The sequence below is a fragment of the Caulobacter mirabilis genome (assembly GCF_002749615.1).
Taxonomy (GTDB): domain Bacteria; phylum Pseudomonadota; class Alphaproteobacteria; order Caulobacterales; family Caulobacteraceae; genus Caulobacter; species Caulobacter mirabilis.
Genome location: NZ_CP024201.1, coordinates 3,362,963 through 3,375,846 on the forward strand (window position 1 = coordinate 3,362,963; position 12,884 = coordinate 3,375,846).

The window sequence follows — 12,884 nt, forward strand, 5'->3', positions numbered from 1 at the left end:
CAGCCCCGGCGCGGATGAGCAAAGACCTGGCGCAATCCAGGACCCTGGCGGATCCGAGACCTCCAGACCGCAAGTCCAGCAATGGGCTTGGGTAAGAGGGCGATGCGGCCGGGCGACCGGAAGCACCGTCCTCTTGCTCGTTGGGGGATGAGCCTGGGATGGCCCCGGGCCGAAGGGGTCGCTCGCGGCGGCCGCCGGACGCGCCGTCGTCTGTGCGCATACAAAAACCACGCTCATAAAGGCGATCGAGGCTTTATCCTCTAGTGGCTAGAGCATCTAGCCTGCGCCACATGCTGATTCTCCGCGCGCCTGGCCGATCCCGCCTCCCGCTCCTCCTCGCCGCGACCGCGCTCGTCTGGGGTTCCGCCGCGCAAGCGCAGGCTCAGGAGCATGACCACGGGCCGGCCGGCGAAGAGGTCGGCGAGGTCGAGGAGCTGATCGTCCAGGCGACCCGCTCGGGTCGCCGGGTGCAGGACGAGCCGATCCGCGTCGAGATCATCAATCAGGAGGAGATCGAGGAGAAGGTCCTCATGTCTCCCGGCAACATCGCCATGATGGTCGCCGAGACCGGCGGCGTCCGCGTGCAGGTGACCTCGCCCGCCCTGGGCGCGGCCAGCATCCGCATGCAGGGCATGCGCGGCCGCTACACCCAGCTGCTCGCCGACGGACTGCCGCTGTACGGCGGCCAGGCGCTGGGCGTGCTCCAGATCCCGCCGTCGGACCTCGGCCAGGTCGAGGTCATCAAGGGCGCCGCCTCGGCCCTGTACGGTCCATCCGCTCTGGGCGGCGTGATCAACCTGGTCTCGCGGCGGCCCGACGCGGATCCCATGGCCGAGATCCTCCTGAACGCGACCAGCCGGAACGGCCAGGACGCGACGGTCTACGCCGCCTCGCCGATCACGGGCGGCTGGAGCGGCTCGATCACCGGCGGCAAGCATCGCCAGCTGCGCCAGGACCTCGACGACGACGGCTGGATCGACACCCCGGCCTACGACCGCTGGACGGTGCGGCCACGGCTATTTTGGGAGGGCGACGGCGGCGGCCGCGCCTACTTCACGATCGGGGGGATGCGGGAGGATCGCCAGGGCGGCACGGCGCCCGGCCGGACCACGCCGACCGGCGAGGCCTTCCCCCAGACGCAGACCAGCCGCCGGCTGGACGCGGGCTTCACCTCCGAGACGCCGATCGAGGGCTGGGGCGTGCTGCAGCTGCGCGCCGCCGGCGTGACCCAGAAGCACGGCCATCGCTACGGCGACACGGTCGAGGACGACCGCCACCGCACCCTCTTCGCGGAGGCCGCCCTGGCGGCGAACACCGACGCGACCTCCTGGCTGGTCGGCGCGGCGGTGCAGAACGACGCCTATCGCAGCAAGGCCTATCCGACCTTCGACTACAGCTTCGAGACGCCGGCCCTGTTCGCCCAGGTCGAGCATCGCCTGAACGACGACCTGACCGTCGCTGGAAGCGTCCGCTGGGACTCGCATAGCGACTACGGCTCGCATGTCAGCCCGCGGGTGTCGGTGCTTTACCGGCCCGGCCCCTGGACCGTCCGCGCCTCGGTCGGCCAGGGCTTCTACGCCCCGACGCCGTTCGTCGAGGAGATCGAGGCCGCCGGCCTGTCGCGGCTCGCTTCGCTAGGCCGCCTGAAGGCGGAGACCGCCGACACGGTGTCGCTCGAGGGCGGCTACGCCGCCGGCCCCTTCGAGGCCAACCTGACCCTCTTCGGCTCCCGGATCGAGAACGCCGTCCGGCTGGAGCCGATCGACCCCGGCGGCGTCGCCGAGGGCGTACGTCTGGTGAACCTCCAGGGCCCGACCGAGACGATCGGCGTCGAGGCCCTGGTGCGCTATCGCTGGAACGACGTCACGGTGACCGGCAGCTACGTCTATGTCGATGCGACCGAGCCCGGCCCGGGCGGCGCCGGCCGCCGCGACATCCCGGTCACGCCCCGGCACACGGCCGGCGTCGTCGCCATGTGGGAGCAGCACGACAAGGGCCGACTGGGGATCGAGGCCTACTACACCGGCGCCCAGGACCTGGAGGACAATCCCTACCGCTCCCGCGGCCGTCCCTACTTGGAGCTGGGAATGCTCGGCGAGATCGTGCTGGGCGACGTCCGGCTGTTCCTCAATCTCGAGAACCTGCTGAACGTGCGCCAGACCAAGTACGATCGCCTGGTCCTGCCGCGCCGGGGACCGGCGGGCGAATGGACGACGGACGCCTGGGCCCCCGCCGACGGCTTCGTCGTCAACGGCGGCGTGCGCATCCGCTTCGGCGGCGGCGACCACTAGGGCCGCCGCCCCGCCGTCAGAAGCTGTGGCGCAGCGTCAGGCGGGCGTTGCGCGGCTCGGCGTAGACGAAACCGGCGAACCAGGTGTTGTTGCTGTAGTAGCTCTCGTCGAAGACGTTGTTGACGTTCAGCTGGATCGTCGTCTGGTCGGTCAGCTCGTACTGCGCCATCAGGTTCACGACCGTGTAGGCCGGCTGGCCGACGGCTTCCTTCAGTTTCGTGGCCGGGTTTTCCGCCGTCTGCGGCGGCCGGCTCTCCCAGCGCATCGACCCGCCGATGCTGAAACGCTCCAAGGCGCCCGACAGCCGGTACTTGGTGGACAGCCGCAGCACGCGCCGCGGGTGGTGGGCCTGGACCGGCGCGCCGTCGGCGTCGTCGGCCGAGAACTGCGTCCAGCCCACGCTGACGTCCCAGTCCGGCATGACCTCGCCGGCCAGTTCGAGCTCGTAGCCCTTGGAGACCGTGCCCTCGGCGGCGCGGTAGGCGGGGTCGACCGTGCCCGGGATCAGGTGGCCTTCGTCGACCACCGGGAAGTTGTTCTGCTCGACGCGGAAGACGGCGGCCGAGGCCCGCAGCAGCCCGCCCAGCAGGTCGGCCTTCACCCCGGCCTCGTAGTTGTCGCCCTCGAGCGGGTCCAGGTACCGGCCGTTGCGGTCCCGGTAGGTCTGCGGGTCGAAGATGCTGGTGTAGCTGGCGTAGGCCGAGACCGTGTCGGTGATGTCGTAGATCACCCCGACGTAGGGCGTGAAGACGTTGTCGTGCTTCATCGTGTAGGGCGTCGGCGAGCCCTGCGACACCGCCTCCTCGCGCTTCCATTGGCTCAGGCGGCCGCCGGCGATCAGCTTCAGGTCGTCCGTGACCTGGAAGCGGGTCGCCGCGTAGACGCCGCTCTGCGTCGTCACGCCGAAGCCCGAAGATCGGAAGCGCGGCCCCCAGACGGGCTCGGGATAGCGACCGTCCCAGCGATGGAAGTCGCCGGAGTCGGGCTGGACGCCGACCGGCTCGCGGTTGGTCCAGCCGTTGCTCAGGCGGTTGTACGAAGCCCCGACGACCAGCTCATGCTCGCGGCCGAACAGGTCATAGGCGCCCTTCACGGACAGGCTGGCGTTCCACTGCTCGGGCTTCGAGCCGAACCAGTAGGGCCAGGCGCTCATGCCCTGGCCGGTCTGGGCGTCGAGCGCGCCCCACATCCAGAGGAGCTTCGAGTCCTCCTCCTGGCGGTGGTAGCTGAGATCGCCGCGCGCCGACCAGCGCGGGCTGAACGAATGCTCCAGGGTGACGAAGGCGGCCTGTTCGGTGGTGTCCCACTGGTTCCACCGCGCGGCGCTGGTCTTCGAGCGGTCCCAGTTCGTACGTGTCCCGTTGGAGTACCAGTAGGGCAGCTGGCCCCAGAGGACGCCGCTGCGCTCGTCGCGCTGGTGGCTGGCGCCGAGCCTGAGCCGGGTGTTCTCGCCCAGGTCGGCGTCGATGACGCCGTACAGGGTGAAGCCCTTGGAATGCTCCAGATCCACGAAGGCGTCCTGGTCGTAGACCTGGGCGACGAAGCGCCCGCGGACCGAACCGTCCTTCGTGAACGGCACGGTCACGTCCGCCGTGCTGGAGAAACGGCTCCAGGAGCCGGCCTCAAGGCTGAGCTGGCCGGTCAGCTCCCGCGCCGTGGCGTGCTTTCGGATCAGGTTGATCGAGGCGGACGGCTCCCCCGCGCCGTGCATCAGGCCGGTCGCGCCGCGCACCACCTCGATCCGCTCGTAGATCGCCGTGCTGGTCTCCTCCAGGCCGATGTTGCCGTTCTCGAACGGCACGCCGTCGAGCTGGAAGTTGCCGATCTCGAAGCCGCGCGCCGCGAGCTGGTTGCGCCCCCGGTCGACGGCCTTGAGCGAGATTCCGGTCGTGTAGGCGAGCATCTCGGTCGCCTTGAACGCGCCCTGGTCCTCGATCTGTTCGCGGGTGATTACGCTCAGCGACTGGGGCGTCTCCCGGGGCGTCAGATCGAGCCCGGTGGCGGCGGTGTTGGCCGTCGCGCCGCGGCCGTAGACCACCAACGCCTCGACCTGGGCCTTGTCCTCGGCGGGCGGCGGCGCCTCCTCTGCGGCGACCGCGAGCGTTGGGACGAGCAGCGCCGCGGCCAGCGCCCCGAACGACGCCGAACCGGCCAAACCAAACCGCGCCCGACTAGCGACCGGATGTTTCCGAAGCATTTGAAGTCCCGCCCATTCCATAACGACGGGCGCCGAACTATTGCATTTGCGAGTGACTCGCAAGGATGGGCGACAAGAAGCAGGGCGAATGCGCGATCGACGGCCGTCCAGCCCCCTTCCCCCACACCCCCTCCGCCCCTAACCTCGCCGCGCTTCACGGGAGGGTTCCGATGCTGTCACGCCGCCTGATGCTGGTCGCCGCGGTCGCGGGGCTGGCGACCGCCTGTTCTCCGAAGCCGGACGAAGCGACCAAGTCCGCCGCCGGCGCCGGAGGCCTGACGGAGATCCGCTTCGCCACCGACTGGCGGGCTCAGGGGGAACAGGGCGGCTTCTACCAGGCGCTGGCCACCGGCGAGTACGAGAAGCGCGGTCTGAAGGTGACCATCATCCAGGGCGGCCCGGGCGTGAACGTGCCGCAGCTGGTGTCCAGCGGCGCGGTCCAGATGGGCATGGGCTCCAACAGCTTCATCACCCTGAACCTGGCGCGCGAGAAGGCGCCGGTGAAGGCGGTGGCGGCCTTCTTCCAGAAGGACCCGCAGGTCCTGATCGCCCATCCGGGCACGGGCGTGAACAGCATCGCCGACATGAAGGGCCGGCCGATCCTGCTGGCCGACGCCTCGGTGACCGCCTTCTGGGTCTGGCTGAAGAGCAAGTACGGCTTCACCGACGCCCAGGTGCGCAAGTACAACTACAGCCTCGCCCCCTTCCTGTCGGACAAGCGGGCCATCGTGCAGGGCTATCTGTCGAGCGAGCCCTACACCATCCAGAAGGAGGCCGGCTTCAAGCCCGGCGTCTTCCTGCTCGCCGACGAGGGCTATCCCGGCTACGCGACCATGGTCCTGGCGCCCGACGCCATGATCGCCGGCAAGCCCGAGGTGGTCCGCGCCTTCGTCGAGGCCTCGGCGGCGGGCTGGAAAAGCTACCTGCACGGCGACGCGTCGAAGGCCGACGCCCTGATCCTGAAGGACAATCCGGAGATGACGGCCGAGCTGCTGGCCAACGCCCGCGAGCAGATGCGCAACTATGGCGTCGTCGAGTCCGGCGACGCTGTGACCGGCGGCGTGGGCGTGATGACCGACGCCCGCTGGGCCGAATTCTTCAAGGTGGCGTCGGAACAGGGCGTCTACCCCAAGGACATGGACTACAAGAGCGCCTACTCGCTGGACTTCGTCGGGAAGAAGTAGAGGCAGATCCCCCCCGCTCCTCCACTTCCGTCATCTTCGCGCTTGTCGCGAGGATCCATGCGTGATGACGCGGAAGGGGCGCTGCGATCTCTCGACCGTCGTGTTCATGCCCCCCCGGGGACCGGCCAAGGCCGGCCCGAGGACAGGCTCAGGGACAAGTCCGACGATGACGGTGGAGGGGATAGGCGCTACGGCTGACCGCACGGAGTTCGAAACGGGGGCAAGGCTGACGATGAGCGACACGCAACGCGCGCCCACTGCCGCCGCCCTCTCCGCCGTCGAGGTCGCCTACCCTCGCGGCCCGGCGCTCGGGCCGTTCGACCTGAGCCTCGCCGCCGGGGAGATCGTCGCCCTGGTCGGGCCCTCCGGCTGCGGCAAGTCGACGGCGCTGCGGCTGCTGGCCGGACTGGAACAGCCCACACGCGGGACCGTCCAGCGGGACGCCGGCAAGGGCGAGACCTCGCTGGTGTTCCAGGCGCCGACCCTGGCGCCCTGGCTGGACGCCGCCGCCAACGTCGCCCTGCCGCTGGAGCTGGCCGGCGTCAGCCGAGGCGAGGCCCGCGACCGCGCTGTCGCCGCCCTGGACCGGGTCGGGCTGAAGGGCTCGGCCGCAACGCGGCCGGCCCAGCTCAGCGGCGGCATGGCGATGCGGGTGTCGCTGGCCAGGGCCTTGGTCACCCGGCCCCGGCTGCTGCTGCTGGACGAGCCTTTTGCCGCCCTGGACGAGATCACCCGCCGCACCCTGGCCGACGACGTCCTGGACCTGTGGTCGGAGCTCAGGCCCGCCATCCTGTTCGTGACCCACAATGTCGAGGAGGCCGTCTACATGGCTTCGCGCGTCGTGGTCATGACCGCCGGCCCCGGGCGGCTGGCCGGCGAGGTCGCCATCGACGGCCCCCTGCCCCGGCCCGCCGGCTTTCGGGTCGCCGAGGGTTTCCGCCAAGCCGCCGAGACGGTGTCCGGCCTGCTGGCGCGCGGCATGGAGAAGACCGCGTGAAAACCGTCGCCGCCATCGCTACGCCCATCATCTTCATCGCCATCCTGCTGGCGATCTGGGAAATCGGCTGCCGGGCCGCGAACCTGCCCGCCTATCTGCTGCCGCCGCCCTCGGCGATCGGGAAGGTGCTGGTCGAGAGCTGGCCGCTGCTGCTGTCGTCGGCCTGGAACACCCTGCTGACCGCATTGGTCGCCCTGCTGGTCGCCAGCCTCGTCGCCTCGTCCCTGGCCCTGCTGACCGCCCTCAGTCCGGTGATCGAACGCGCGGTTCAGCCGCTGGCCGTGACGCTGCAGGTGACGCCGGTCATCGCCATCGCCCCCTTCCTGGTCATCTGGGCCGGCTTGGAGCATCCCGAGCGCGCGGTCGTGGTCGCCGCCGCCGTAGCCGCCTTCTTCCCGATCTATTCCGGCGTCGCCACCGGCCTGAAGTCCGCGGATCCGGACCTGGAGCGGCTGTTCCGGCTCTACGGCGCCACGCGTCTCCAGACCCTGTGGCGGCTGCGGCTGCCCGCGGCGACGCCGTTCGTTCTGGAGGGCCACAAGGTCGGCGGCGGCCTGGCGGTGATAGGGGCGGTGATGGGCGAGTTCGTCGCCGGCTCGGGCGGCTCCCAGGGCCTCGCCTGGCGCATCCTGGAGGCGACCAACAGGCTGCAGACGGCCAAGGCCTTCGCCGCTCTGTTCGTCCTGGCCCTGATGGGCGCCGGTCTCTATGCCCTGCTGCAGCTGCTGGAGAAGCGGGCGCTGGTCTGGTGGCGCGGCCGTTAGGCGGGGGTTAAGCGCCCGGCGTTAAGGTTTGCTCCGAATCCGTCGTCGGCCGGAAGCACCATGCGTACCGTCATCGCCATCGCCCTGCTGTCTGCCAGCGCCGTCGCCGCCCAAGCGGCGGAGGATCGCTACGGCCCCGCCCGGCCTCAGCAGGCCTCCGCGCCCTATGGCGTCCAGGGCGGCCCGGCCGCCGCGCCGACGCCCTACGCGGGCCCCATGCTGTCCTGGACCGGCAAGGTGCAGCCCCAGACGCCCGCGCCGGTCGCAGCGGCGAGCGCGCCCGCCGGCCCGGCCCCGCTGCCGACCAGCCTCTACGACGCGCCCCCGGCGCCGGCCGCCCGGGTGCAGGCCCATCCGTGGCTGCAGCGCACGACGGCGCCCGCGCCGCCGGCCGCCCCGCAGCGACCGACCCTGCCGCCGCAGTACGCCCCGCCGCGTCCCGCGCCTGTCGCCGCGGCTCCGACGCAGCCGCCCTACCGCCCAGCCTATCAGCCGCAGGCCCAATACCAGCAACCCCAGCCGGCCTATCGACCGCAACCCCAGGCTCGGCCGCAGCTGGCCGGCGGCCCGCCGCCCGCGGCCGCGCCACAACCGCCTGTCGCCGCCGCGCCTGTGGCGCCGGTTGCCCAGCCTATCGCCCAGCCCGTTGCGCCGCGCCAGGTCGCCGCCGCCGGGACGGACGCCACCACCGCCCGCGCCTATTCGGTGGTCCGCGAGTACGGCGGCCAGCCCGATCCGATCTCGCTGCCGCCGCCGCAGAGCTATTGGGCGACGCGTCCAGGCGTCACGCCCGACCAGGGCGTGGTCCTGGACGACACCATGAACGGCGCCGTCGATCCCGTGGCCGAGACCGAGGCCACCTACGCCGAGGACCGCCAGCGTCGAGCCGAACGGGCGGAGCGCGCCGGGCGCGCGGAGCGGAACAAGTGAGCGCGCCCACGAGCCGCCTCCACGACCTCATCAGCCTCGCCGCAGAAACCTCCAGCGAACGGCGGCGCGAACTGCTGCGCGGCGTGACCGACATGTTCTTCGCCGGCGAGACCCACGCCGCCGGCGAGATGGCGCTGTTCGACGCCGTCCTCAGCCAGCTGGCCGGGGAGATGGAGGTCGCCGTCCGCGCCGAACTGGCCGAGCGCATGGCCCAGGGGGGCGGCGCCGCGCCGACCAACCTGATGCGCAACCTGGCCGTCGACGACATCGAGGTGGCCCGCCCGGTGCTGGAGCAGTCCGGCGCCCTCAGCGACGAGGATCTGATGCGGGTGGCCCGGACCAAGGGCCAGGAGCATCTGCGCGCCATCTCCCAGCGCCCGACGCTGTCGGCGGCGGTGTCCGACGCCATCGTCGAACGCGGCGACGACGACACCCTGGGCGTCCTGCTGCGCAACGAGGGGGCCGCCCTCTCCCGCCGGGCGCAGGAACGCGCGGTCGACCGCGCCGCCCACAATCCCGACCTGCACGAGGCCGTGGTCAGCCGCGACAGCCTGCCGATCGACCTCCTGAACGAGATGTATTTCGTGGTCGAGGCCCGGTTGCGCGACCACATCCTCACCCGCAACGCCGAGGTCAATCCGGCGGAGCTGGAGGCGGCTCTGTCCGCCGGCCGCAAGCGCGTGGCCCTGGGCGACGGCGCCCTGCCCGCCGACTACGCGGAGGCCGAGAAGACCGTGCGCGGCCTGATCGCCCGCAACGACGTCGGCCCGCGCACCCTGGCGGCGATGCTGCGCAATCGCGAGACCACCAAGTTCCTGATCGCCCTGGCCGAACTGGCGGACATCGACTTCCACACCGCCCGCCGGATCCTGGAGCGGAAGGAGCTCGACGCCCTGGCCATCGTCTGCAAGGCCGCCGACTTCGACCGGGCCCTGTTCTTGACCTTCACCGTCCTGATCCTGAACCGCGACGATGCGGCCATGACCCGGGCGAAGGCCTACGGCGATCTCTACAACGACCTGCCGCGCGAAGCGGCCCTGCGCACGATCCGCTTCTGGCGGATGCGCCGCACCACCGGCGACGTCGCGGCCGCGTAGGGACCGGCTCCGAAGCTTCAGGGCCCAAGCCGGGCTTCTATATCCGGTCATCCCGGCGAAGGCCGGGACCCAGCGTCAGGCTCGGCGTAGGGTGATTACACGCCAATACGGAGCCCTAGGATCTGGATCCCGGCCTTCGCCGGGACGACCGGCTTGGGTGCGGACGCCTCCCGCCCCTCTCCCCCCAAAAAGAAGGGCGCGACCGCAAGGCCGCGCCCTCTAGGCGGGGAGGAAACCGGCGACGCCGGATGGAGGACAGCGGGTCCTTAGTCTTCGAGGCTCAGGAGGGTGGCGTTGCCGCCGGCCGAGGTGGTGTCGACCGACAGGGTCCGCTCGACCGCGAACCGGGCCAGGTAGTGCGGGCCGCCGGCCTTGGGGCCGGTGCCGCTGAGGCCTTCGCCGCCGAACGGCTGAACGCCCACGACCGCGCCGATCATCGAGCGGTTGACGTACAGGTTGCCGACCTTGGCGTTGGCGCGGACGGTCTCGGCGGCCTCGCCGATCCGGCTGTGCAGGCCCATGGTCAGGCCGTAGCCTGAGGCGTTGATCCGCGCGACCAGCTTGTCCAGCTCGCCGGCCTTCCAGGTGACCACGTGCAGCACCGGGCCGAACCATTCGCGGGTCAGGTCCTCGACCCTGTCCAGGCCGATGACGGTCGGGGCGACGAAGGTCCCCTTCTCCGTCCCGGCCGGCAGGGCCAACTGGTGCAGGACCTTCGACCGGTTGGCCTCGATGTGGCCGTTCAGGTTGTCGCGGGCGGCCTCGTCGATCACCGGGCCGATGTCAGTCTCGATCTTGCCGGGATCGCCCAGGGTCAGCTCGGCCATGGCGCCCTGCAGCATCTCCAGCACCTTGTCGGCGATGTCCTCCTGCAGGCACAGCAGACGCAGGGCCGAGCAGCGCTGGCCGGCGCTCTGGAAGGCCGAGATGATCACGTCGTTGACGACCTGCTCCGGCAGGGCGGTGGAGTCGACGATCATGGCGTTCAGGCCGCCGGTCTCGGCGATCAGCGGGACCAGCGGACGACGCTCGTCCTCCAGCAGGGTCTTGGCGATGCGGCGGGCGGTGGCGGTCGAGCCGGTGAACACCACGCCGTGGGTGCGAATGTCCTCGGTCAGGGCCTGGCCGGCGGCCGGACCGCCCGGGACCAGGTGGAAGACATCGCCCGGCACGCCGGCTTCGAGCAGCAGCTTGGCGGCCGCGAAGGCGATCAGCGGGGTCTGCGGCGCCGGCTTGGCCACGACGCTGTTGCCGGCGACCAGGGCGGCGGCGACCTGGCCCAGGAAGATGGCCAGCGGGAAGTTCCACGGGCTGATCGCGGCGAACACGCCCCGGCCGGCCAGGGTCAGCTCGTTGCGCTCGCCCGTCGGGCCCGGCAGCGGGACCGGCGCGAAGGTCTCGCGCGCCCGCACCGCGTAGTAGCGGCAGAAGTCGACCGCCTCGCGCACCTCGGCCAGGGCGTCGGGGATCGACTTGCCCGCCTCGCGGATGGCCAGGGCCATCAGTTCGACCCGGTCGCGCTCCATCAGGTCGGCCATCGTCTCCAGGACGGCGGCGCGCTCCTCGACCGGGCGCAGCGACCAGCCGTGCTGGGCGGCGGCGGCCAGGCCGATGGCGCGCTGGACGTCGGCGACCGAGGCCTCGACCACCGTGCCCACCGTCCGCGAGGTGTCGGCCGGATCGACCACCGGCTCGGCGGCGCCGTTGACGGTCTTGCCGCCGATCAGCGGGGCGGCGGCGTGGCTCTTGGCCCAGACCTTGGCCATGTCGGCGACCAGCCCGTCGACGAAGGCGCGGTCGGTCAGGTCCAGGCCGGCGGAGTTGCGGCGTTCGGGGGCGTAGAGGTCCATGGGCGTGGGGATCCGGCTGTGCGGTTGGAGGCCGGCGGCCTCGACGATGGCGACGGGGTCGGCGAGCAGCTCGTCGTCGGAGATGCTGTCGTCGGCGATCTGGTGGACGAAGCTGGTGTTGGCGCCGTTCTCGAGCAGGCGACGGACCAGGTAGGCGAGCAGGTCGCGATAGCCGCCGACCGGGGCGTAGACCCGGGCCGACACGCCCTTCTCGGCGATGATCCGCTCATAGAGGCCCGCGCCCATGCCGTGCAGGCGCTGGAACTCGAAGTCGCGGCGGTCGCCGGCCCAGTCGAGGATGGTCGCCACGGTCAGGGCGTTGTGGGTGGCGAAGGCCGGATAGATGCCCGGCGAGGCCAGCATCGCCTTGGCGCAGGCGAGGTAGGACACGTCGGTCGCCGGCTTGCGGGTGAACAGCGGATAGCTCGGCTGGCCGCGCTCCTGGGCCCGCTTGATCTCGGTGTCCCAGTAGGCGCCCTTGACCAGACGCACGGTGATCCGGCGGCCGGTGTCGAGGCCCAGCTGGTTGACCCAGGCGACCACGGCCGGCGCGCGGCGCTGGTAGGCCTGCACCGCCATGCCCAGCCCGTCCCAGCCGGCCAAGTCCGGATCGGCGGCGACGGCGGCGATGATGTCGAGGCTCATCTCCAGCCGCTCGGCCTCCTCGGCGTCGATGGTCAGGCCGATGCCGTGCAGCTTGGCCAGCCGCGCCAGGCGCAGGGTCCGCTCGATCAGCTCGGGAACACAGCGGTAGTCCTGGCCGGTCTCGTAGCGCGGGTGGATGGCCGACAGCTTCACCGAGATGCTGTCGCGGGCGTGCATCTCGCCCTTCCCGCCCTCGGACTTGCCGATGACCTCGATGGCGTCGACGTAGGCCTGCAGGTAGCGGTCGGCGTCGGCCGCCGTCTTGGCCGCCTCGCCCAGCATGTCGAAACTGTGCCGGAAGGCCGCCGAGCCGCCGCGGTCGGCGCGCTTCAGGGCCTCCTCGATGTCGCGGCCCAGGACGAAGGCCTCGCCCATCATCTGCATGGCGGTGGCCACGGCCTTCAGGATCGCCGGCTCGCCCAGGCGGGCGACCAGCTTCTTCAGCGTGCCGGCTTCCTCGTCCATCAGGCTGCGCGCCAGGATCAGGCCGAGCGTCGCCGAGTTGACCAGCACCGAGTCCGAGGCGCCCTTGTGCGCCTTCCAGTCGGCCCGCCCCAGCTTGTCGCGGACCAGCTCGGCGGCGGTGATCGTGTCCGGCACCCGCAGGTAGGCTTCTGCCAGCGACAGCAGGGCCACGCCCTCTTCCGTCGTCAGGCTGTATTCCTGCAGGAACTGCTCGACCCAGCCCTCGGACCCGGCCTTGCGCAGGTCGGCCAGCAGGGCCTTGGCCTGGACCTCGACCCGGGCGCGGCCCGCGGCGTCCAGCCGGGCGTCGGGAACCAGGGCGGCCAGCCGCTCGGCCTCGGGCGCGCGGTACAGCGGCGCGATCGCGGCGCGGAGGGCGGCCAGCGCGGCAGAGGCGGCGGGAAGATGGGCCGACGGACGAGCCTTGGCGGACGGCATGGGCGAAACCACCGTTCTGAGACTGA

At 71.3% G+C, this 12,884-nt stretch carries 8 protein-coding genes; 6 read left to right on the top strand and 2 right to left on the bottom strand.

The features are described from left to right. Positions 1–290 precede the first annotated feature (290 nt). Positions 291–2,291: a TonB-dependent receptor plug domain-containing protein gene (locus CSW64_RS16150; protein WP_099623063.1), complete on the top strand. Its 2,001-nt coding sequence runs from the start codon at positions 291–293 to the stop codon at positions 2,289–2,291. A gap of 16 nt (positions 2,292–2,307) precedes the next feature. Here CSW64_RS16150 and CSW64_RS16155 read toward each other — a convergent pair whose 3' ends face one another. Continuing rightward, positions 2,308–4,446, bottom strand: a complete 2,139-nt coding sequence (locus CSW64_RS16155) for a TonB-dependent siderophore receptor (RefSeq protein ID WP_099623064.1) — start codon at positions 4,444–4,446, stop codon at positions 2,308–2,310. A gap of 212 nt (positions 4,447–4,658) precedes the next feature. On the opposite strand from CSW64_RS16155, the gene CSW64_RS16160 reads away from it, so the two are divergent. The 5 genes from CSW64_RS16160 (at position 4,659) to CSW64_RS16180 (ending at position 9,460) form a co-directional block, all read left to right on the top strand. Further along, entirely contained in the window at positions 4,659–5,672 is a 1,014-nt protein-coding gene (locus CSW64_RS16160) for an ABC transporter substrate-binding protein (RefSeq protein WP_099623065.1), read from the top strand. 232 nt (positions 5,673–5,904) lie between these two features. Continuing rightward, positions 5,905–6,669, top strand: coding sequence for an ABC transporter ATP-binding protein (locus CSW64_RS16165; protein WP_099623066.1), 765 nt, complete (start codon positions 5,905–5,907; stop codon positions 6,667–6,669). Then, complete coding sequence (locus CSW64_RS16170; protein WP_099623067.1) at positions 6,666–7,433, top strand: ABC transporter permease; 768 nt, start codon at positions 6,666–6,668, stop codon at positions 7,431–7,433. The genes CSW64_RS16165 and CSW64_RS16170 overlap by 4 nt, the downstream gene beginning before the upstream one ends. 60 nt (positions 7,434–7,493) lie before the next feature. Then, positions 7,494–8,363: a hypothetical protein gene (locus CSW64_RS16175; protein ID WP_099623068.1), complete on the top strand. Its 870-nt coding sequence runs from the start codon at positions 7,494–7,496 to the stop codon at positions 8,361–8,363. Further along, positions 8,360–9,460, top strand: coding sequence for a DUF2336 domain-containing protein (locus CSW64_RS16180; RefSeq protein WP_245863732.1), 1,101 nt, complete (start codon positions 8,360–8,362; stop codon positions 9,458–9,460). The genes CSW64_RS16175 and CSW64_RS16180 overlap by 4 nt, the downstream gene beginning before the upstream one ends. Positions 9,461–9,726: 266 nt before the next feature. Here CSW64_RS16180 and putA read toward each other — a convergent pair whose 3' ends face one another. Then, positions 9,727–12,858, bottom strand: coding sequence for a bifunctional proline dehydrogenase/L-glutamate gamma-semialdehyde dehydrogenase PutA (gene putA / locus CSW64_RS16185; RefSeq protein ID WP_099623069.1), 3,132 nt, complete (start codon positions 12,856–12,858; stop codon positions 9,727–9,729). Between the last annotated feature and the right edge of the window lie 26 nt (positions 12,859–12,884).